Below are 19,302 nucleotides of genomic sequence, written 5' to 3'. Positions count from 1 at the left end.
AAGTGCTTTCTGAGGGAGATCCGCTACTTTCGCACGGCTTGCGACGCCCCCGCGGAGACGCAAGCCGTACGGAATCCCCGCTCCTCCTCGTCCAGCACGGCCTCGACGGGCGCGACCGGCCGCCGCTCGTCCTCGATGTACCTCGACGCTCCCGCGTACCAGCCGGCGACCATCTGGGCGGCGACCACGACGAACAGCAGCACGAACGGGACCGTCCAGCCGCCGCTGATCTCGTACAGCACGCCCACGGCGAGCGGGCCGGCACCGGCGATCAGATAGCCGGCGCTCTGCCCGAAGGCGGACAGCGCCGCCGTCGCCTCGGCCGTCCGGGTGCGCAGCGCGAGCATCGCCAGCGCGAGCGGGAAGGAGCCCATGCCCACACCGACGATCACCGCCCAGACCCACAGCGCGCGCCCGGTCAGCAGCCCGGCGAACCCGATCGCGTACGCGCCGCAGAACGCGGCGACCAGCAGCCGCTGGTCGGCCATCCGCGCCGCAATCGCCGGCACGAGCATCGAGATCGGGATGCCCAGACCGGTGAACACCGCGAGGAGCGTCCCCGCCTGCCCCGAGGTGTAGCCGTTGTCCTGCAGCAGCTGGGGAAGCCAGCCGAACATGACGTACGCGATCAGGGACTGGGTGCCGAAGTACGTGGCGATCGCCCAGGCCAGCCTGCTGCGTACCAGCTCGCCCGGCCCCGTCCCGCGGACTCGGTGCCGCTCCGGCTCACTGCGCAGAAGCGCAAGCCACGGAATGGCGGACACAGCGGCCAGAGCCGCCCACACACCGAGTGCCACGTGCCAGTTGCCGCCCGCCGCCCGCTGGATGGGCACGGTGGCGGCGGCGGCGAGCATCGTCCCGGCGGCCATGGCCGTCGAGTAGACAGTGGTCATCAGACCGGACCGCGAGGGGAAGTGGCGCTTGATCAGCGTCGGGATCAGCACGTTGCCGATCGCGCCGCCGGACAGCGCCACCACGCTGGCGGCCAGGAAGACACCGGAACTGCCGACCACGGAGCGGATCCACAGCCCGGCACCGAGCAGGACGAGCGCGGCCAGCAGCAGCCGGTGCTCGCCCACCCGGTGGGACAGGGCGGGAGTCATCGCTCCGAAGAGGGCGAAACAGAGCACCGGCAGGGTGGTGAGCAACCCGCTCGCCACACCCGACATGCCGAGGGCCGTGCTGACCTGATCCAGCACGGGACCCACGCTGGTCACGGCGGTCCGGAGATTGAGCGCCGCGAGAACGATACCGAGCCCGACGAGCCAGGCGACCGATCCGGTTCGGCGGCCCCTGTGTGCGACGACGGCGGTCATGCCGGTGCAAATCCTCTTCTCATTGTCGAATCATCCGATGACTCGACAATCGTACCAGAGGTATCAATCACGACATGAACCGCAAACACTCCGGTAACAGCAGCATCAGCCCGAAAACCCCCCGCTGGGGTCAGGCGCGCGGCAGTGTCGTCCCCGGGCCGCCTTCCGGCGGAACCGGCCCCGGACCGGGCGCGGGAAGCGGCGACTTCGGCGGATACTCCGGGTTCACCGGCTGGGGCGGCATCGGCTCGCCGATGTCGTAACCGGTCCCGAAGCCGCCCTGCTGGTGGGGACCGGGAATGTCACCGCGCCAGCCGCCGCTCTCGGTGCCGCGCCCCTCGATGAAGGTCTTGAAGCGCTCCAGGTCGCCCTTGACCCGCCTCCGGACGATCTGCAGCAGGTCGGCCGCCATCTCGGCCACCCCCTCGGGGTCGTACTCCAGTTGGAGTGTGACCCGGCAGTGGTCGTCGTCGAGGCGGTGGAACGTCACCACCCCCGAGTGGTGCGGCCGGTCCAGCGAATGCCAGGCCACCCGCTCGTCCGGGTGCTGTTCGGTGATCTCCGCGTCGAACTCGCGTCGCACCCCGCCGATCTCGACCGCCCAGTACGTCCGGCTTTCGGTGACCTGCTTGATGGAGTCCACGCCCTCCATGAACTCGGGGAAGCTCTCGAACTGGGTCCACTGGTTGTAGGCGGTGCGCACCGGCACGTTCACGTTGACCGAGTGTTCGATCAAGCTCATGCCTCTCTCCTCCTGTCCTCGTGGCTTCGGAGGATTGCTCTGCCCTCGCAAACCCGGTCTAGTCGGATTCGCCGGTACAGATCACGAGGCGGATGCCACCTGGGAGGCGCTGCGGCGCAGCCAGAACAGCCCAAGAACCGGCAGGACGAGCGGCACGAACAGGTAGCCGGCGCCGTAGCCCGACCAGACCGTGGCGTGCGGGAACGCCTCCGCGTCGAGGAGGCTCAGCGTGCCGACGACCAGCACCCCGGTCAGCTCGACGAGGCAGGCCGCGAGCGCGAGCCGCCGATCGCCGCGGGCCAGCGCCACCGTGAGCACGATGTAGACCACGGCGGCCAGCGCCGAGAGCAGGTACGCCAGCGGCGCCTCGTGGAACCGGGTCGCGATCTGGACGCCGGCGCGGGAGGAGGCGGCGAGGGCGAAGACGCCGTAGACGGCGACGAGGACCCGACCCGGTCCCGATCTCACCGGAGCGCTCACGCCGTGCCGTTCCAGAGCTGGAGGAGGCGGCCCGTCATGACGGCGACGGTGAAGCCGGCGACCGCGATGACCCCGGGCCCCCACCGGGTGCGCTCCGCCTTGCCCCACCACACGGCGGCCGGGGGAATGACGACCGTCCCGGCGAGATAGCCGACGAAGGTCGCCGTCTCCTGCTTCACCTCGGACAGCCGCGCCACGGCGATGCCCGCCTGGACGAGCAGGGCCACCTCGATCAGGGCGAGCCCGGCGAGCAGGATGAGGCCCATGGGACGGTTGCGGATCGCCGTGATCAGACTGATCAAAGCGAGCAGCAGGGCGCCGCCGATCAGCCAGCCGGAGTACGCGCCGCTCATCGCGGATCGGGGGTCGGGAGCATGGCCAGTAGGCTACCGCCGACGACGGCCGCCTCCGATTTCGCCTCCGCGTGGGATGGCCGATCCGGGCGGCCGGTGAAGTGATCGAGGTGGAGCTATGGGGACTCGAACCCCAGACCCCCTCCATGCCATGGAGGTGCGCTACCAGCTGCGCTATAGCCCCTGGTCACCGCTTCGAGTTCTCTCGACGCGGCGCCCGAGGAGCATATAGCGACCATTCGCCGTTTACCTAATCGTCATCTGGGGCCGGCGGCGGGGTCAGCCGCCGTTGCCCGCCTCAGGCCTGTCATCGCTGATCACGGGCTCGGGGAGCGTCCCGGCGTTGTGTTCGAGCAGCCGCCACCCTCGCCGTCCTTCCTCCAGGACGGACCAGCAGCAGTTGGCCAGGCCGCCCAGGGCGGACCACAGTTCCTCGGGGAGACCGAGCAGGCGGGCGATGCCGAGGCGCAACGCCGCGCCGTGCGAGGCCACGACCAGCAGGCCGTCGTCGGGCAGCTGGGAGACCCACCGGCGGATGGCCTCCGACACGCGCTCGGCGACGTCGGCCACGGCCTCGCCACCCGGCGCGTCCCAGGCCGCGTACTCGGCCGGCCAGCCCGCGGAGATCTCCTCGCGGGTCAACCCCTCCCACGCGCCGCCGCCGCGCTCGCGCAGGTCCTTGTCCACCGACACGCCGAGGCCGGTGAGCCGGGCGAGCGCGGCCCCCGTGTCGTACGCGCGCTGCAGGTCGGAGGAGACGATCGCGGTCGGCCCCAGCGCGGCGAGCAGGGACGCCGCCCGTGCCGCCTGGGCGGCCCCGACGGCGTCCAGGGGGATGTCGCTGTGCCCCTGGAATCGCTGCTCGACGTTCCATCTCGTCTGTCCGTGGCGCAGGCACACCACCCGCCGGCTCACGCGGGTCTCCCCGCCGCCGGCATGAGCAGTTCGCTCACCGGGCGGCCCCGCCGGCCCGCTGCGCGGCCACCCGGGTGACGCTCTCCGGAAGCTCGATCGAGGGGCAGTCCTTCCAGAGCCGCTCAAGGGCGTAGAAGGTGCGCTCCTCCTCATGCTGGACGTGGACGACGATGTCGATGTAGTCGAGGAGCACCCAGCGCCCCTCTCGTTCGCCCTCACGGCGAACCGGCTTGGCGTCGGCCTCGACGCGGAGCTTCTCCTCGATCTCGTCCACGATGGCGCGGACCTGACGGTCGTTGGAGGCGGAGCAGAGCAGGAACGCGTCGGTGATGACGAGCTGCTCGCTCACGTCATAGGCGATGATGTCGTCGGCCAGCTTGTCCGCCGCAGCCTCGGCGGCCACCCGTACGAGCTGAAGCGATCTCTCAGATGCGGTCACGATGTGGTTCTGTCCTCCATTGCCGGGACACGGGACTCGATCGACTCTTCCAAGGGTGCCCGCCGAAAGGCGGGCGATTCAATCCCGTTTCCGCGCCCGACCCTATCCCGAACGCGGCCTCGTGCCGTTTCAACGTACGCCACCGCCCCGCCGATTCCGCCTCCGGCCTGCGGTTCCGGCATCAACGGGCCCTGTACAAGGGAAGGGTGGGCCCCCGTTGATGGCTCGCCGCGCTGCTCGCCGGTTGCCGGGGACGGCTCCCGCGCTGGCCGCCCTCGGGTCGACTCAGCTGATGCCGCCGGACCGGAGACCGGCAGCGGCCTGGTAGACCCGATACGTCGCGCTGTCGAAGTAGGGCGAAGCGGCGGTGTCGGTCCAGTGGTCGCCGTCGGTGTCGGAGACGCCGACGGTCAGGCCGTTGAGGTAGCCGGTGCGGATCCCGGAGTTGTAGTCGAGCAGCCACGCCGACCCCGAGGAGCCATCGGCGGGGAGGGGGGAACGGACACCGACCAACTTCTTGGCCTTGCGAACGCTCGGGATTCCCAGGCGGTCTTTTTCCCAGTCCAAGGCGACCACGCCGTAACTCGGACCGTAGGTCCACTTTAAGGTCTTGCCGGTGAGTTTATCTCCGCTGGGAAGCGGTCCGCTCGGATAGCCGAACACGTGGAGGTTGTCGCCGATCTTCTGGTTGTAGGCCAGGCCCTGGCCGCCGACCTTGTCGCCGAGGCGGCCGACGTCGCTGAGGTTGCTGTCGACACCGTTGTGGACGGTGACGAACGAGTAGTCGCGGCCGCTGTCCCGGCGGGCGTTGAAGTCGCTGTGGACGTACGCCTGCTTGCCGACGTAGATGCCCCACGGGGCGCTGCCCTTGTAGTAACCGGGGATGAACACCCAGTTGAAGTGGTACGTCTGGGCCGTGGGCTCGTACACGCAGTGCCCCGCCGTGGCGACGACGTTCTTGTACTGCGACAGCATCACCGTGGCACTGCACCAGCGCGGGTTGCCGTCGATGTCCGTGAAGAACACCTTTCCCACGCTTTTGGGAAGATTCATATTTCTCTGCGGCGATGTCGGCTTGATGTTTTCCCCTACGAGCCCGGGAGGACCGTCGGGGGTCGGCTCACTGCCGCGGGACCTGACGTTGACCGTGGGCGTGTACGGCGTTGCCTTGATGAGGTTGGCCGCGTTGTTGTTCACCCAGTAGTCGACGATGCCACGTGCGTAGGCACCTGCACCGGCGAGCGGTACGTAGGTGACGACATCGGCGGCCTGCGCCGGGGCGGCGGCGGGGATGCCGCCGACAAGACCGGCGGCGGCCAGGACGCACAGGGGGAGAACCAGGTGCCGAGTCCGGGGGTGCATGAGGGCTCCCTTGGTCAAAAACGGAAACTGGCGTGAAGATAGGCAGCCTCTCTTTCCGCGCACTTACAGGATGCTGGACACGCATGAGTACGCGGAGAACTACCGCTTCGCCGTCAGGCCCACCTCGTGTTCGCGCCCTCATGGGCCACCGCTCCGCCGTCACGACCTTGAACATCTGCGCACTTCTGTGGCCGGATGCCGACGAGCGAGCCAGGGCGGGCCGCCGATGCGATCTTCGCCGATGTGCCCTCGATGTGCCCTGCGGACATCGACAGGTGACGGCGGCCCAGATCAGTCCGAAAGATCGCGGTAGAGGCCGCGCTTGTTGATGTACTGCACGATGCCGTCCGGGACGAGGTACCAGATCGGCTCGCCGGCGGCCACACGCTCGCGGCACTCCGTCGAGGAGATCGACAGCGCCGGGATCTCGATCAGGCTGACCCGTCCCTCGGGCAGTCCGGGGTCCAGAAGCGCGTGCCCCGGCCGGTCACAGCCGACGAAGTGGGCGATCTGGAACAGCTCATCCACGTCGCGCCAGCTCAGAATCTGCGCCAGCGCGTCGGCGCCGGTGATGAAGTACAGCTCGACGTCGGGCCCGTAGGTGGCGGAGATGTCGCGCAGCGTGTCGATCGTGTACGTCGGCCCCGGGCGGTCGATGTCCACGCGGCTGACGGAGAAACGCGGATTCGACGCCGTCGCGATGACCGTCATCAGATAGCGGTCTTCCGCGGCCGTCACCGTCTTGTGGGCCTTCTGCCACGGCTGCCCGGTCGGCACGAACACCACTTCGTCCAGGCTGAAGTGGTGCGCGACCTCGCTCGCGGCCACCAGGTGACCATGATGGATCGGGTCGAACGTCCCTCCCATGATGCCCAGCCGTCTGGTCGCCGCCCCATTTCTCATGAAACGGACCCTAGCCTGCAGGTCACGCGAGAACCGGAGGTACCCCTCTAAAACACAGTCCCGCGCGCGGTCAGGCCCACCGACATAGCATGCGGGACATGACCACTCCCGATCGCAGTCGCGTGCAGCTGCCCGGCATCAGCTCCCGCGCGTACGAACACCCCGCAGACCGGTCCGCGCTCGTCGCGATGCGCTCGCTCAGCGGGTTCGACTCGGTGCTCAAGCGCATGTCCGGTCTGTTCAGCGAGCGCCGCCTGCGCCTGATGTTCCTGGCGTCCGCGGTGCGCACCACTGATACGCAGTTCCGCGGCCTCCACGACATGGGCCGCGACAGCGCGTACATCCTGGACCTGCACCGGATCCCTGAGATCTACGTACAGCAGGACCCCCAGGTGTACGCCATGGCCATCGGCTTCGACGAGCCGTTCATCGTGGTCTCCACCGGCCTGCTCGACCTGATGGACGAGGAGGAGCTCCGCTTCGTCATCGGGCACGAGACCTCCCACATCCTGTCCGGCCACGCGGTCTACGGCACGATGCTGGCCATCCTCACCCGCCTCGCCACCCGGGTCGCGTGGATCCCGCTCGGCTACATCGGACTGCGGGTGATCGTGGCCGCTCTGGAGGAGTGGCAGCGCAAGGCGGAGATGTCGGCCGACCGCGGCGGGCTGCTCGCCGGGCAGGACCCGGACGCCGCGCTGCGCGCCCTGATGAAGCTCGCCGGCGGCTCGCGCCTGCACGAGATGAACATCGAGGCGTTCCTCGACCAGGCCCGCGAGTACGACACCGGCGGCGACGTCCGCGACGGCCTGCTCAAGATTCTCAACCTGATCGGCACGACTCACCCGTTCGCGGTCACCCGGGTCGCCGAGCTCGACCGCTGGCGCCGGGGCGGCGAGTACGACTCCATCCTGGCGGGGGACTACCCGCGCCGCGCCGACGACGCCAACGCCAAGATCACTGAAGAGGTCAAGGCGGCCGCGAACTCCTACCGCGAGTCCTGGGCCCAGTCGCAGGACCCCTTCATCGGCGTCCTGCGGGACGTGGCCGAGGGCGCGGTCAACGCCGGCGAGCGCATCTTCAACAAGTTCGCCCGCAGGGAGAGCTAGTCACAACGGCGAAAGGAGCCGGAGCACGCCGGACGACGCCAGAGAAAGCTAGACGAAGAACGCCACCGCTCGCACGGCCGTCGCGCACACCGCCACGAAACCGCCGAGCACGGCGAGCGCCCGCAGGCCCTCTCTCCGCAGTCCGGGCACCCGAGCGCCGACGCGTTCGACCTCACGGCCGATGATCACGCCGGTGACGACGCCGAAGGCGACCCCCGCGACCGTCACGGGCACCGCCTGGGTCCACCACTCCGGTTCCAGGCGTGCTCCGGCCGTGAGCCAGAGCGTGGCGAAGGCCGCGGCCGCGGCGGGCAGTCCCGGCCAGGCCACCGCGGAGACGAGGGAACCCGCCAGCGTCAGGGGAAAGGTCACCACGCGCAGGACAGCGCGCATCTTGGCCGACTCACGCCGGCGTACCAGCCAGTGGCCGCTCCACAGCGCCCTGGCGAGCACCATGAGCGTCCCCGTGATCACGAACGTGGCGAGCGGGTAGACGAGCGACACCACCACACACGGGACCGCGAGCAGCGCCAGCACCAGGAGGGTCGCGCTTCCGCGTGGGAGGCCGATGCGCGGCCGCGCGTCCACCTCGGCGTCCGCCACCGCCTCGGCGGCCGACGCCGAGGTCGCGGGCCGCGCTGTACGGCCCGCCCGGCCGACACGGGGAGCGTGGTCGGCACGGCCGGGACGAGGAGTCCGCTCGGCACGGCCCGGACGGGCGGTGTGATGAGCGCGGGCGCTCCGTCCCGGCCGCACGGTCCTCCGCACGAGTGCGGCGCCGCGACCACCCTCCGCGGGCGCGGAGTCGGCTGCGGCACGGGCGAGCCTGGCCAGCCGGTCGGCCAGGACCGCGGCCGTGGGACGCTTGGCCGGGTCGCGGTGCAGGGCCGCCCTGACCAACGGCAACAGCGCGGGTGGCACCCCGGCGAGGTCCGCCTGGCCGTGCAGAATCGCGTACATCTGGGATTCGACGGTCCCCTTGCCGAAGGTGGGCCGGCCGGTGGCGGCGAACGCCACCGTCGCCGCCCACGCGTGCACGTCGGCCGGCTCCCCCACCGTCTCGTCGGCGAACAGCTCGGGCGCGGCGTACCCGGGTGTGCCGAGGAACGTCCCGGTCACGGTCAGCCGGGTCGCGTCGAGGACCTGGGCGATGCCGAAGTCGATCAGCACCGGCCCCTCCGCGCCCATCAGGACGTTCGCCGGCTTCAGGTCGCGATGGACGACACCGGCGGCGTGCGTGATCGCCAACGCCGTCGCGAGGTCGTGGGCCAGCGAGATCGACTCGGCCTCGGGCAGCGGCCCCCGGCGACGCACCGCGTCGAGCAGCGTCTCGCCCTCGATGTGCTCCATCACCAGGTAGGGCCGGTCGCACGACAGATCGGCGTCCAGGACCTGAGCGACGTACGGGCTCTCCACCCTGCGCAGGGCCCGCACCTCGCGCTCAAGGCGTAATCGTGCGTCCGGATCGTCTCCGAGCGGGTCGCGGAGCATCTTGACCGCGACCTGCTCGCCCCGGCGGTTGGCCGCGAGGTAGACCTCGCCCATGCCGCCCTGGCCCAGCCGCTCCAGCAGCGCGTACGGGCCGACCCGCCCCAGACGTCCACCCATAGGAGGGACAACCATAGCGGCCGTGACGGACAAATCCGGGAAGGCGCGCCGGGGGGATATCAGACCGACGCCTGGACCATCCCCGCGCGGCGACGCGCCCTCATCCGCCCGACGAGCAGGTGGTCGAGGCTCAGTGGCCCCGGACCCGCGACCGCGACGAGCAGCGCGAGCGCCCCTAGCGCGAGCACGAGTTCCAGGCCGCCGTCCTCGCCCAGGCCGTGCGAGGCGTGGACGTAGAGGAAGGCCCCCGCCGCCACCATGCCGACCGCGATCCCCGCGACGGGCGTGAGCAGGCCGAGGAGGAGCAGGCAGCCCCCGCCCAGCTCCGCCATGATGGCGAAGACCGCCGAGACGTACGGCAGCGGGACGTCCGCCGAGGCGAACTGCGCGGCGACGGCGTCGACGCCGTGGCCGTACTTCTCCCAGCCGTGCGTCATGAAGACGGCCCCGAGCACCGCCCTGCCGATCAGCGCGGCGACGGCATAGAGCACCCGCCTCATCATGAGTCCTTCAGCAGGAGTTCCAGCTCTGTCTCGGGTTCGGCGCTCAGCCTTTTGGGCCCGGTGCGCCGCCAGTTGACGTGCCCCCGGCTTTCCAGCCACAGCATGAGCCGGTCCGCGGCGATGACCACGCCGACCGCCATGCCAAGGGCAACCACGATTTCCATGGGCACAGCAAAGCCGCACGGCGTCGTCACCCCTAGTGACACGCGCGTTGCTTTGCGCAAAGTTGATCGCCTGACCAGGCAACCACAAGTCGTTCCCAAGCGGGCTGACCGATCCTTGAGGGAGGCCGCCGCTGGGGGCGTGCGGCTCTCACCGCAAGAAGGCAACCGAGAAAGCGGGGGTTCACCCCAAATGGACACCGACCGCACGACCGGGCGGGGCACCCGGCACGTCACCGTCCTGGTGGCCGACGAGCATCCCTTGTATGCCGAAGGGGTTCGGTCCGCATTGCACGAAACCGGCGACGTCACCGTCGTGGGCGCCGCGTCGGAGGCGCTCGACGCGATCCGGCTCGCCGTACGGCTCCGCCCGAACGTCGTCCTGATCGACGTCGCCATGGCGGACGCGGTGGACTACCTGTCCCGCAGGTGCCCCGCCGTACGGATCCTCACTCTGGGCACGGGCGAGACCGAGGGGGACCTGGTCGCCGCGCTCCGCGCCGGAACGTACGGGTATCTGCTCAAATGCGCCAGCCCCGGGGAGATCGCGGCGGCGGTCCGCTCCGTCGCGCTGGGACAGATGGTGTTCGGCCGGGGCGTGGGGGCACGCCTGCTGGCCCGCCTCGACACCCCGGCGGCGCAGACACCGTTTCCCGGGCTGACCCAGCGGGAGCACGAGATCCTCGAGCACCTCGCGGACGGCCGGTCCAACGCCGAGATCGCCCGGGAGCTGCGCCTGGCGCCCAAGACGGTGCGCAACCACGTGAGCAACGTGCTCACCAAACTGGAGGCGCCGAGCCGTACCGACGCCGCGTTGCGGGCCAGGGACGCGGGCCTCGGCTCGCGCCGCGTACTGGCCCGCGTCTGACCCCTGGCTCTGATCGTCGTCCGCCGGGCGCCCGATCCGCGCCTGGCGGCGTCAGCCGCGAATGTGACCGTCCCCGGTGTAGATCCACTTGGTGGAGGTCAGCTCGGGCAGGCCCATCGGGCCGCGGGCGTGCAGCTTCTGGGTCGAGATGCCGATCTCGGCGCCGAAGCCGAACTCGCCGCCGTCGGTGAAGCGGGTGGAGGCGTTGACCGCGACCGCGGCCGAGTCCACGCTCGCGACGAACCGGCGCGCCGCCCCCTGCGACCGGGTGACGATCGCGTCGGTGTGGCCCGAGCCGTACGTCCTGATGTGCCGGACCGCGCCGTCGAGGGAGTCGACCACGGCGGCGGCGATGTCCAGCGAGAGGTACTCGACGAAGAAGTCCTCCTCCGTCGCCGCGACCACGTCCGCGCCGTACGCGCGGACCCGCTCGTCACCGTGCACGGTCACGCCCGCGTCCTTGAGCGCGGTGAGCGCCCTCGGCAGGAACGCGTCGGCGATCTCGGCGTGGACGAGGAGGGTCTCGGCCGCGTTGCACACCGAGGGCCGCTGCGCCTTGGCGTTGACGAGGATCGTGAGCGCGGTCTCGATGTCGGCGTCGGCGTCCACGTACACGTGGCAGTTGCCGACGCCGGTCTCGATGACGGGAACGGTGGACTCCTCGACGACGCTGTTGATCAGCGACGCGCCGCCGCGCGGGATCAGCACGTCCACCAGGCCGCGCGCCCGCATCAGGTGCTTGACCGACTCCCGCGTCTGGCCCGGCACGAGCTGCACGGCCGCCGCCGGCACCTGCGTGCCCTCCAGCGCCTCCTGCATGATCTTCACCAGCACGGTGTTCGAGGAGTACGCGCTGGACGAGCCGCGAAGCAGCACGGCGTTGCCGCTCTTCAGGCACAACGCGGCGGCGTCCACGGTCACGTTCGGGCGGCCCTCGTAGATGATCCCGATGACGCCGAGCGGCACCCGCAGCTGCCGCAGCTCCAGCCCGTTCGGCAGCGTGCTGCCCCGGACGACCTCGCCCACGGGGTCGGGCAGCTCCGCCACCTCCCGCACCGCCGCCGCAATCTTCTCGACGCGTCCGACGTCGAGGCGGAGCCGGTCGATCATCGCCTCGGGCACGCCGGCCGCGCGGGCCCGGTCCACGTCGGCGGCGTTCGCCTCGACGATCTCGGCCGAGCGCGCCACCAGGGCGTCGGCGACCACGCGGAGCGCGAGATCCTTCGGCGCGCGCGGCAGCGGCGCCAGCACGGCGGCGGCGTCCTTCGCCGCCCGGGCGACCTTCAGGAAGTCTTCTACCTCAGACATGCTCCGCACTCCAGAACTCGCTAGTGGTGGTGCCCCAGTATGACGATGTGGTCCCGGTGGATCAGCTCGCGTTCGTATTCCGGACCGAGCGCCTTGGCCAGCTCGCGGGTGGAGCGGCCGAGCAGCTCGGGGATCTCGCTCGCGTCGTAGTTGACCAGCCCGCGCGCGACGACCGTGCCGGCCGGGCCGCACAGGTCAACGGGGTCGCCCGCGGAGAAGTCGCCCTCGACCTTGACGACCCCGGCGGGCAGCAGGGACTTGCGCCGCCCGACGACCGCCTCGACCGCGCCTCCGTCGAGGTGGAGCCGCCCCTGGCCGGTGGCGGCGTGGGCCAGCCACAGCAGCCGCGTGCCGGGGTGGCGGCCCACCGGGTGGAAGTACGTGCCGACGTCGTCGCCGGCGAGCGCGTGCGCGGCGTGCGCGGCCGCGGTGAGGACCACCGGCACCCCGGCCCCGGTGGCGATGCGGGCGGCCTGCACCTTGGTCACCATGCCGCCGGTGCCGACCCGGCCGGACGTGCCCAGCTCGACGCCCTCCAGGTCCTCGGGGCCGCGTACCTCGGTGATCCGCTGGGCGCCGTCCCTGCGCGGGTCGCCGTCGTAAAGGGCGTCCACGTCCGAGAGCAGGATCATGGCGTCGGCGTACGTGACGTGGGCGACCAGCGCAGCGAGCCGGTCGTTGTCGCCGAACCGGATCTCGTCGGTCGCGACGGTGTCGTTCTCGTTGACCACGGGCACGATGCCGAGTTCGAGCAGCCGGGCCAGCGTCCGCCGGGCGTTGCGATAGTGCGACCGGCGCATCATGTCGTCCGCGGTCAGCAGCACCTGCCCGACGCGCAGGCCGTACCGCGCGAACGACGAGGTGTAGCGCGCCACGAGCACGCCCTGGCCCACCGAGGCCGCCGCCTGCTGGGTGGCCAGGTCCTTGGGACGGCTCTTGAGCCCGAGCGGGCCAAGCCCGGCCGCGATCGCGCCGGAGGAGACCAGCACGATCTGGGTGCCGGACAGGCGGCGCGCGGCCAGCACGTCGACCAGCGCGTCCACCCGGTCCACGTCGATCATGCCCTGCGGGGTCGTCAGCGACGACGACCCGACCTTGACCACCAGCCGCGCCGCGGCGCCGACCTGGTCCCTGCTCATCGGCGATCCCCCTCTCAGGCGAGCCTGCTGTCCGTACCGCGGGGGCCGGACACCCTGCTCTGCGCGCTCTGCGACGGCTGCCAGTCGAAGACGTATCCGCCCTCCATCGGGCCGATGATCACCTCGGCCCCGACCTGGGCGCCCGCCGCGATGAGCGCCTCCTCGACGCCGAGCCGCTCCAGGCGGTCGGCGAGGTAGCCGACGGCCTCGTCGTTGGTGAAGTCGGTCTGACGAATCCAGCGCTCGGGCTTCTCGCCGGTGACCTGGAAGGTGTTCTCGTCCACGCGCCGCACGCTGAACCCGGCCTCGCCGAGCCGGCGCGGCCGGATGACCAGGCGCGTGGGCTCCTCGACCGGGGCCTCCGCCCGGGCCCGCGCCACCATCTCCCCCATCGCGTACGACAGGGGGGTCAGGCCCTCGTGGGAGGCGGCGGAGATCTCGAAGACGCGCAGACCGCGCTCCTCCAGCATGGGCCGGACGATGTCGGCCAGGTCGCGCCCGTCGGGGACGTCCACCTTGTTGAGCACGACCATCCGCGGCCGGTCCTGCAGCGACCCGTACGCCTCCAGCTCGGCCTCGATCACGTCGAAGTCGCTGAGCGGGTCGCGGCCGGGGTCGAGGGTCGCGCAGTCGAGAACGTGCACGATGGTCGAGCAGCGCTCGACGTGACGCAGGAACTCGTGGCCGAGCCCCTTGCCCTCGGAGGCGCCGGGGATCAGGCCGGGCACGTCGGCGACGGTGAAGATGGTCTCCCCCGCCGTCACCACGCCCAGGTTGGGGATCAGCGTGGTGAACGGATAGTCGGCGATCTTGGGCCGGGCCGCGGAAAGCGCCGCGACGAGCGAGGACTTGCCGGCGTTCGGGAAGCCGACCAGCGCCACGTCGGCAACGGTCTTGAGCTCCAGCATGATTTCGGCCTCGTCGCCGGGCTCGCCGAGCAGCGCGAACCCGGGGGCCTTGCGCCGGGCGTTGGCCAGCGCGGCGTTGCCCAGCCCGCCGAAACCGCCCTGCGCGGCGACGTAGCGGGTGCCGGCGCCGACGAGATCGACCAGCACCTCGCCGGTCGCGGCGTCCTTCACCACGGTGCCGTTCGGGACCCGCAGCACGAGCGACTCGCCGGTGGCGCCGTCGCGGTTGGACCCCATGCCCTGCTTGCCGTTGCCCGCCCGGCGGTGCGGCCGGTGGTGGTACTCCAGCAGGGTCGCCGTGTTGGGATCCACCTCCAGGATCACGTCCCCGCCGCGGCCGCCGTTGCCGCCGTCCGGGCCGCCGAGCGGTTTGAACTTCTCTCGGTGGATGGAAGCGCAGCCGTGACCGCCATCACCCGCCTTGATATAGAGGATGACGTTGTCGACGAAATCAGCCATTGCTTCCCCTTATGGGAGGGGCCGACGCGTACACGGGCGACGCCCCTCAGAAATGAGATGAGGCGGACCGAGAACTCGATCCGCCTCATCTACAACCGTTTGCCGAGCGGATTCACTCCGCGATCGGGACGATGCTCACCGCGCGCCGGCCGCGCTTGGTGCCGAACTGCACGTGGCCCGCCGCGAGGGCGAACAGCGTGTCGTCGCCGCCACGGCCGACGTTGTCACCGGGGTGGAAGTGCGTGCCGCGCTGGCGGACGATGATCTCGCCGGCGTTGACAAGCTGACCACCGAAGCGCTTCACACCCAGACGCTGAGCGTTGGAGTCGCGGCCGTTCCGGGTGGACGAGGCGCCCTTCTTGTGTGCCATGATTCACTCCCTTTCGGGGGACATCCCCCGGGAAATCCTTACTGTCCGGGGTTGATGCCGGTGACCTTGACCTGGGTGTACCGCTGACGGTGACCCTGGCGCTTCTTGTAGCCGGACTTGTTCTTGTACTTGAGGATCCGAATCTTCGGACCCTTGGTCTCGCCGAGGATCTCGGCGGTCACCTGGAACCGGCCAAGCGTGGCAGCGTCGGTGGTGACATCGCCGTCGTTGACGACGAGCACCGCCGGCAGCGACACCGACGAGCCGACCTCACCGGCGACCTTGTCCACCTCGAGGACGTCCCCGACGGAGACCTTCTGCTGCCTGCCGCCGCAACGAACGATCGCGTACACCGCGGAACCCTTCTTCTGGCTAAATGCTTAGATGCTGCGCCCCGCATCCAGGCTGCTGTCGATAACACGACCGGCGAACCGGGGTAGGCGCGCGAAGCCAGGCGCGCCTCCGAGCGCACCGGTTGACTAGGGTACCGGATTACCGGTACCCAGGTCGAACCGGGCGGAACGCCGGGAAAGACGGAGTCCTATTCTGCCGTCTTCCTGCGGGAACGGCGACGTGGTCCCCGAGACTGGCCGGCCATGGCGTCGTCGTCGGTGTGGAGCGCGTCGGTGACGCTGTCCCTCCCGTTGACGGACGCGGCGACCGCCGTCGTCCCCTCATTGGCCGAGAGCTTCTCGGCGACGGCCTTCTCGATGGCCATCTTGCCCTGCGTACCCCGCGGCTCCGGCTTCGCCTCGACCGGCTCGGACGAGATGATGAGGCCGCGGCCGTGGCAGCAGTCGCAGGGGGTCGAGAACGCCTCCAGCAGGCCCTGCCCGACCCGCTTACGGGTCATCTGGACCAGTCCGAGCGACGTGACCTCGGCCACCTGGTGCTTGGTCCGGTCCCGGGCCAGGCACTCTAGCAGACGCCGCAACACCAGGTCGCGGTTGCTCTCCAGCACCATGTCGATGAAGTCGATGACGATGATGCCACCGACGTCCCGCAACCTGAGCTGGCGGACGATCTCCTCGGCCGCCTCCAGGTTGTTGCGGGTGACGGTCTCCTCCAGGTTGCCGCCCTGGCCGGTGAACTTCCCGGTGTTGACGTCGACGACGGTCATCGCCTCGGTCCGGTCGATCACCAGCGAGCCGCCGGATGGGAGCCACACCTTGCGCTCCATCGCCTTGGCGATCTGCTCGTCCACGCGGTAGCTGGCGAAGACGTCTCCCGACTCATCCCACTTCTTCAGGCGGTCGGCCAGGTGCGGGGCGACGTACTGAACGTACTCGTCCACGGTCTCCCACACGTCGTCGCCCTCGACGACCAGCGAGGCGAAGTCCTCGTTGAACACGTCCCGGACCACGCGGATGGTCAGGTCGGGCTCGGCGGAGAGCAGCTCCGGCGGGCTGGCCGACTTGGCCTTGCGCTGGATGTTCTCCCACTGCGCCGACAGCCGGGCCACGTCGCGGCTGAGCTCCTCCTCCGAGGCCCCCTCGGCCGCGGTACGCACGATCACGCCCGCGTTCTCGGGCATGACCTTGCGCAGGATCTGCTTGAGCCGCGTCCGCTCCTTGTCGGGAAGCTTGCGCGAGATGCCCGTCATCGAGCCGTCCGGCACGTACACGAGGTAGCGGCCGGGCAGGCTGATCTGCGAGGTCAGCCGGGCGCCCTTGTGCCCGATCGGGTCCTTGGTGACCTGCACCAGCACCGACTGCCCGGACTTCAGCGCCGCCTCGATGCGCTTGGGCTGGCCTTCCAGTCCGGCGGTGTCGAAGTTGACCTCACCGGCGTACAGCACGGCGTTGCGGCCCTTGCCGATGTCGATGAACGCCGCCTCCATCGAGGGCAGGACGTTCTGCACCTTGCCGAGGTAGACGTTGCCGACGTAGGACTGGCTCGCCTCCCGGTCGACGTAGTGCTCGACGAGGATGCCGTCCTCCAGGACCGCGATCTGGGTCCGTCCGGACTGGCGGCGCACGACCATGACACGCTCGACCGACTCGCGCCGGGCCAGGAACTCCGACTCGGTGATGATCGGCGGACGGCGGCGGCCCAGCTCGCGCCCCTCGCGGCGGCGCTGCTTCTTGGCCTCCAGCCGGGTCGAGCCGCGTACGCCCTGGACCTCGTCCATGGACGTGGCCCGGGTCGCGCGGGGCGCCCTGATGCGGACGACGGTGTTCGGCGGGTCGTCGACCGTGACCTCGGCCTCTTCGGAGCCGCGCCGGCGACGGCGGCGACGGCGACGCGACCCCGCGGCCTCGCCCTCATCCTCGGCGGCCTCGTGCTGCTCCTCGGCCTCAGGCTCCTCCGCCGTCTCGGCGGGCGCGCCCTCGCTCTCCTCGGCCTCTTCGCCGTCGCGGGGCTTGGCGCCGCGGCCGCGGCCCCCACGGCGCCGCCTCCTGCGGCGGCCGCCGGCCTCGCCGTCGTCCTCGCCGTGGTCGGCGTCCTCTTCGGTCTCCGCGCCCTCGGCCCGCTCCTCTTCCTCCTCGGCGGGTACGGCCGGCTGGGTGCGGATCACCGGAACGGCGAAGGGATCCGGCGCCTGGAACAGCGGCTGGAACACGGCGGCCGGGGCCGGGAACGTCAGCGACGGGGGCTCGATGACACGCTGGGCGTGCACCCCGAACGGGTCGGCCACCACGTTGCGGCTCTGCCCCTGGACCTCGGTGTCCTCCGCGGCCTGGTCCTCTTCCTCGATTTCCTCGGCCTCGGCGGCCTCCGCCGCCTCGGGAGTCTCCGCCGTCTCGACGCCGGCGACGTCCTCGGATCCCTCGGCCTCCTCGGCGGGGACCTCGTCCAGCGGCTCCTCGTCCGGCAGCGCCAGCGACATCGCGGTGGCCACCTCGGCCTCGGCCGCGGTCATCGCGCTGGATCGTTCTGTCGTCGCCTTGCGCGTACGGCGTCGCCGCGTGGGGGCCAGGGCCTCCTCGGCACCGGCCGTACCGGCGTCGCCCTCGGCGGGCGTCTCGACCGCGGGCTGCGCGGCCGTGTCGGCCACGGGCTCGGCGGCGACCTTACGGGTGCGGGTGCGCCGCGCGGGCTTGGCCGCGGCCTCCTCCTCCGCCCCCTCCGCCGCGGCGGTGGCCTTGGCGGCGGTCTTGCGGCGGGTCGTCCGCTTGGGCTTCGTCTCCTCGGAGGCCGGCGCGGCCTCCGGCTCCGCCGGCGTGGCAGGCCGGGCCGCCTCCGAAGCGGCGGCTTCCGGCCGCTCGGCCTCCGTCGGCGTCGCCTCCGGCTGTGCCGGACCGGCCGCCGCGGCGGGTACGGTGATCACCGAAGGAGGCGTGTCCTCCGGCTCGGGCGGCGGGCCGGCGGGCCGGCTCGCCGAACGACGGCGTGCGGGAGCGGTGCCACCGGCTCCGCTCCGCGTCCCCCCTGTCGTCTTGTCAGTCGTCGTCGTATCGCTGCCAAGGCTCACAGCCCCGGCATTGGGCTCGTTGTCGAGCATGCGGGCGCTCTCCCGTCAGCTCCCGGGCACGTCTCCGCGCCGCGCGGGAGCTCTCGTCTCTCGCGGTCCGCCGGGCTCCCTCTCGGTGCCTCGGCGGCAAGTCTTATCGGTCTCCGCCCACCCGATCGAAATCGAACGGGTCGGCGGGCTCACCGGTCGTCGCGTCGAGCGGCCCCTGCGCCAGCCTGGTCACCTCGGGGGGTGACAGCGGCGCGAGGCCCGCCACAAGGCGCAGTCCCGTGAGTACGTCGTCGGGTCGAACCGCAGGTGTCGCGTGCCGAACGACCATGCGAAGTATGACACACAGCCGATCAGGCTCCTGGCCTGCCGCTCTCTCCGGCCCGTCCTGAACGGTCAGAGACAGCACCGCCTCGCGGGCGTCGAACCGCCGCAGACCCTTCTTGGTCAGGCGTTCGACCTCCACGCGGTCGGCGGCGACGAACTCCTCGACCGCCTTGGCCGCCACCTCGGGATCCACCCCGGGCAGCAGCAGCTCCCACATCGAGCCCTCCAGCCGGTCGGCCAGGCCGCTGTCGCGTGCCTCGACCACGTCGAGCACGTCCAGGCCGGGCGGCAGCGAGGCGTCTAGGTCGGCACGCAGGCGGTGCGGGTCGCACGGCCTGGTCACGCCGATCTCGAGGTACTCGGCCTCGCTCGCCACCCCGGTCGGGGCCGCGCCGGCATAAGAGATCTTCGGGTGGGGGCTGAACCCCGCGCTGTAGGCCACTGGGATGTCGGCTCGCCGTACCGCCCTTTCGACGGCACGCGAGATGTCGCGGTGGCTGGTGAAGCGCAGCCGGCCACGCTTGGCGTAGCGCACGCGAAGGCGCTGCGCCACGGGCGCGGGCGGGGGGCCATCAGGAACGGGTTTCAGTGTTAAGTCGTCCTTCCGATGTCGGTCCGTCGTCTTTCAG

20 protein-coding genes and 1 tRNA gene are annotated in these 19,302 nt (G+C 70.9%); 2 read left to right on the top strand and 19 right to left on the bottom strand.

The genetic code is table 11. The features are described from left to right. Positions 1-23: 23 nt before the first annotated feature. The 9 genes from AWQ68_RS21820 to nadD all read right to left on the bottom strand — a co-directional run bounded on the left by AWQ68_RS21820 (position 24) and on the right by nadD (position 6,510). Positions 24-1,316: a CynX/NimT family MFS transporter gene (locus AWQ68_RS21820; RefSeq protein ID WP_084464273.1), complete on the bottom strand. Its 1,293-nt coding sequence runs from the start codon at positions 1,314-1,316 to the stop codon at positions 24-26. A 130-nt stretch (positions 1,317-1,446) separates the two neighbouring features. Next, a complete protein-coding gene (locus AWQ68_RS21815; protein WP_066943067.1) occupies positions 1,447-2,058 on the bottom strand; it encodes an SRPBCC family protein in 612 nt (203 codons plus the stop codon). Between the two features lie 81 nt (positions 2,059-2,139). Continuing rightward, the gene (locus tag AWQ68_RS21810) at positions 2,140-2,526 is read right to left on the bottom strand and encodes a hypothetical protein (RefSeq protein ID WP_245656030.1); all 387 of its coding nucleotides are present in this window, start codon (positions 2,524-2,526) and stop codon (positions 2,140-2,142) included. An 8-nt stretch (positions 2,527-2,534) separates the two neighbouring features. Then, on the bottom strand, positions 2,535-2,891 hold the full coding sequence (locus tag AWQ68_RS21805; protein WP_066943065.1) for a hypothetical protein: 357 nt from the start codon (positions 2,889-2,891) through the stop codon (positions 2,535-2,537). 111 nt (positions 2,892-3,002) lie between these two features. Continuing rightward, positions 3,003-3,075: transfer RNA gene (locus AWQ68_RS21800), tRNA-Ala, on the bottom strand. A 95-nt stretch (positions 3,076-3,170) separates the two neighbouring features. Next, positions 3,171-3,806, bottom strand: a complete 636-nt coding sequence (locus AWQ68_RS21795; protein ID WP_066943063.1) for a histidine phosphatase family protein — start codon at positions 3,804-3,806, stop codon at positions 3,171-3,173. 34 nt (positions 3,807-3,840) lie between these two features. Further along, complete coding sequence (rsfS, locus tag AWQ68_RS21790) at positions 3,841-4,245, bottom strand: ribosome silencing factor (protein WP_066943061.1); 405 nt, start codon at positions 4,243-4,245, stop codon at positions 3,841-3,843. 285 nt (positions 4,246-4,530) lie between these two features. After that, complete coding sequence (locus AWQ68_RS21785) at positions 4,531-5,607, bottom strand: trypsin-like serine peptidase (RefSeq protein ID WP_066943059.1); 1,077 nt, start codon at positions 5,605-5,607, stop codon at positions 4,531-4,533. Between the two features lie 291 nt (positions 5,608-5,898). Next, positions 5,899-6,510, bottom strand: coding sequence for a nicotinate-nucleotide adenylyltransferase (gene nadD, locus AWQ68_RS21780; protein WP_084464271.1), 612 nt, complete (start codon positions 6,508-6,510; stop codon positions 5,899-5,901). A gap of 89 nt (positions 6,511-6,599) precedes the next feature. Between nadD and AWQ68_RS21775 the strand changes: the two genes are divergently transcribed. Further along, positions 6,600-7,619: a M48 family metallopeptidase gene (locus AWQ68_RS21775; RefSeq protein ID WP_084464270.1), complete on the top strand. Its 1,020-nt coding sequence runs from the start codon at positions 6,600-6,602 to the stop codon at positions 7,617-7,619. A gap of 48 nt (positions 7,620-7,667) precedes the next feature. On the opposite strand, the gene AWQ68_RS21770 is transcribed toward AWQ68_RS21775, so the two are convergent. Genes AWQ68_RS21770 through AWQ68_RS43620 form a run of 3 tightly spaced genes read right to left on the bottom strand, consistent with a single transcriptional unit; the run spans position 7,668 to position 9,894 of the window. Continuing rightward, on the bottom strand, positions 7,668-9,227 hold the full coding sequence (locus tag AWQ68_RS21770) for a serine/threonine-protein kinase (protein ID WP_066943055.1): 1,560 nt from the start codon (positions 9,225-9,227) through the stop codon (positions 7,668-7,670). A 59-nt stretch (positions 9,228-9,286) separates the two neighbouring features. Beyond that, positions 9,287-9,727, bottom strand: coding sequence for a DoxX family protein (locus AWQ68_RS21765; RefSeq protein WP_245656029.1), 441 nt, complete (start codon positions 9,725-9,727; stop codon positions 9,287-9,289). Then, positions 9,727-9,894, bottom strand: coding sequence for a hypothetical protein (locus AWQ68_RS43620; protein WP_169808965.1), 168 nt, complete (start codon positions 9,892-9,894; stop codon positions 9,727-9,729). Before AWQ68_RS43620 ends, AWQ68_RS21765 begins: the two co-directional genes overlap by 1 nt. Before the next feature lie 190 nt (positions 9,895-10,084). On the opposite strand from AWQ68_RS43620, the gene AWQ68_RS21760 reads away from it, so the two are divergent. Beyond that, on the top strand, positions 10,085-10,759 hold the full coding sequence (locus tag AWQ68_RS21760; RefSeq protein ID WP_066943052.1) for a LuxR C-terminal-related transcriptional regulator: 675 nt from the start codon (positions 10,085-10,087) through the stop codon (positions 10,757-10,759). 51 nt (positions 10,760-10,810) lie between these two features. Here the strand turns inward: AWQ68_RS21760 and AWQ68_RS21755 are convergent, their stop codons facing one another. From AWQ68_RS21755 to AWQ68_RS21725, 7 genes are all read right to left on the bottom strand, one after another. Next, positions 10,811-12,067 carry a glutamate-5-semialdehyde dehydrogenase gene (locus AWQ68_RS21755; protein WP_066943050.1) on the bottom strand — a complete coding sequence of 419 codons (1,257 nt, stop codon included), beginning with the start codon at positions 12,065-12,067 and terminating at the stop codon, positions 10,811-10,813. A 20-nt stretch (positions 12,068-12,087) separates the two neighbouring features. Continuing rightward, a complete protein-coding gene (proB, locus tag AWQ68_RS21750; protein ID WP_066943048.1) occupies positions 12,088-13,206 on the bottom strand; it encodes a glutamate 5-kinase in 1,119 nt (372 codons plus the stop codon). 14 nt (positions 13,207-13,220) lie between these two features. Beyond that, the gene (gene obgE, locus AWQ68_RS21745) at positions 13,221-14,573 is read right to left on the bottom strand and encodes a GTPase ObgE (protein WP_066943046.1); all 1,353 of its coding nucleotides are present in this window, start codon (positions 14,571-14,573) and stop codon (positions 13,221-13,223) included. Positions 14,574-14,685: 112 nt separating this feature from the next. Then, positions 14,686-14,943 carry a 50S ribosomal protein L27 gene (gene rpmA, locus AWQ68_RS21740; RefSeq protein ID WP_061257314.1) on the bottom strand — a complete coding sequence of 86 codons (258 nt, stop codon included), beginning with the start codon at positions 14,941-14,943 and terminating at the stop codon, positions 14,686-14,688. 38 nt (positions 14,944-14,981) lie between these two features. Beyond that, positions 14,982-15,296 (bottom strand): 50S ribosomal protein L21, encoded by a 315-nt coding sequence (gene rplU, locus AWQ68_RS21735; RefSeq protein WP_061257313.1) that lies wholly within the window; start codon positions 15,294-15,296, stop codon positions 14,982-14,984. A 188-nt stretch (positions 15,297-15,484) separates the two neighbouring features. After that, the gene (locus tag AWQ68_RS21730; RefSeq protein ID WP_084464268.1) at positions 15,485-18,388 is read right to left on the bottom strand and encodes an Rne/Rng family ribonuclease; all 2,904 of its coding nucleotides are present in this window, start codon (positions 18,386-18,388) and stop codon (positions 15,485-15,487) included. Positions 18,389-18,491: 103 nt separating this feature from the next. Then, positions 18,492-19,208 (bottom strand): TIGR03936 family radical SAM-associated protein, encoded by a 717-nt coding sequence (locus AWQ68_RS21725; protein ID WP_245656028.1) that lies wholly within the window; start codon positions 19,206-19,208, stop codon positions 18,492-18,494. Positions 19,209-19,302 lie beyond the last annotated feature (94 nt).

It is taken from the genome of Microtetraspora fusca, from assembly GCF_001570365.1.
GTDB lineage: Bacteria > Actinomycetota > Actinomycetes > Streptosporangiales > Streptosporangiaceae > Microtetraspora > Microtetraspora fusca.
The sequence above is the reverse complement of the archived record's forward strand: the minus strand, read 5'-3'. Positions and strand labels throughout refer to the sequence as shown.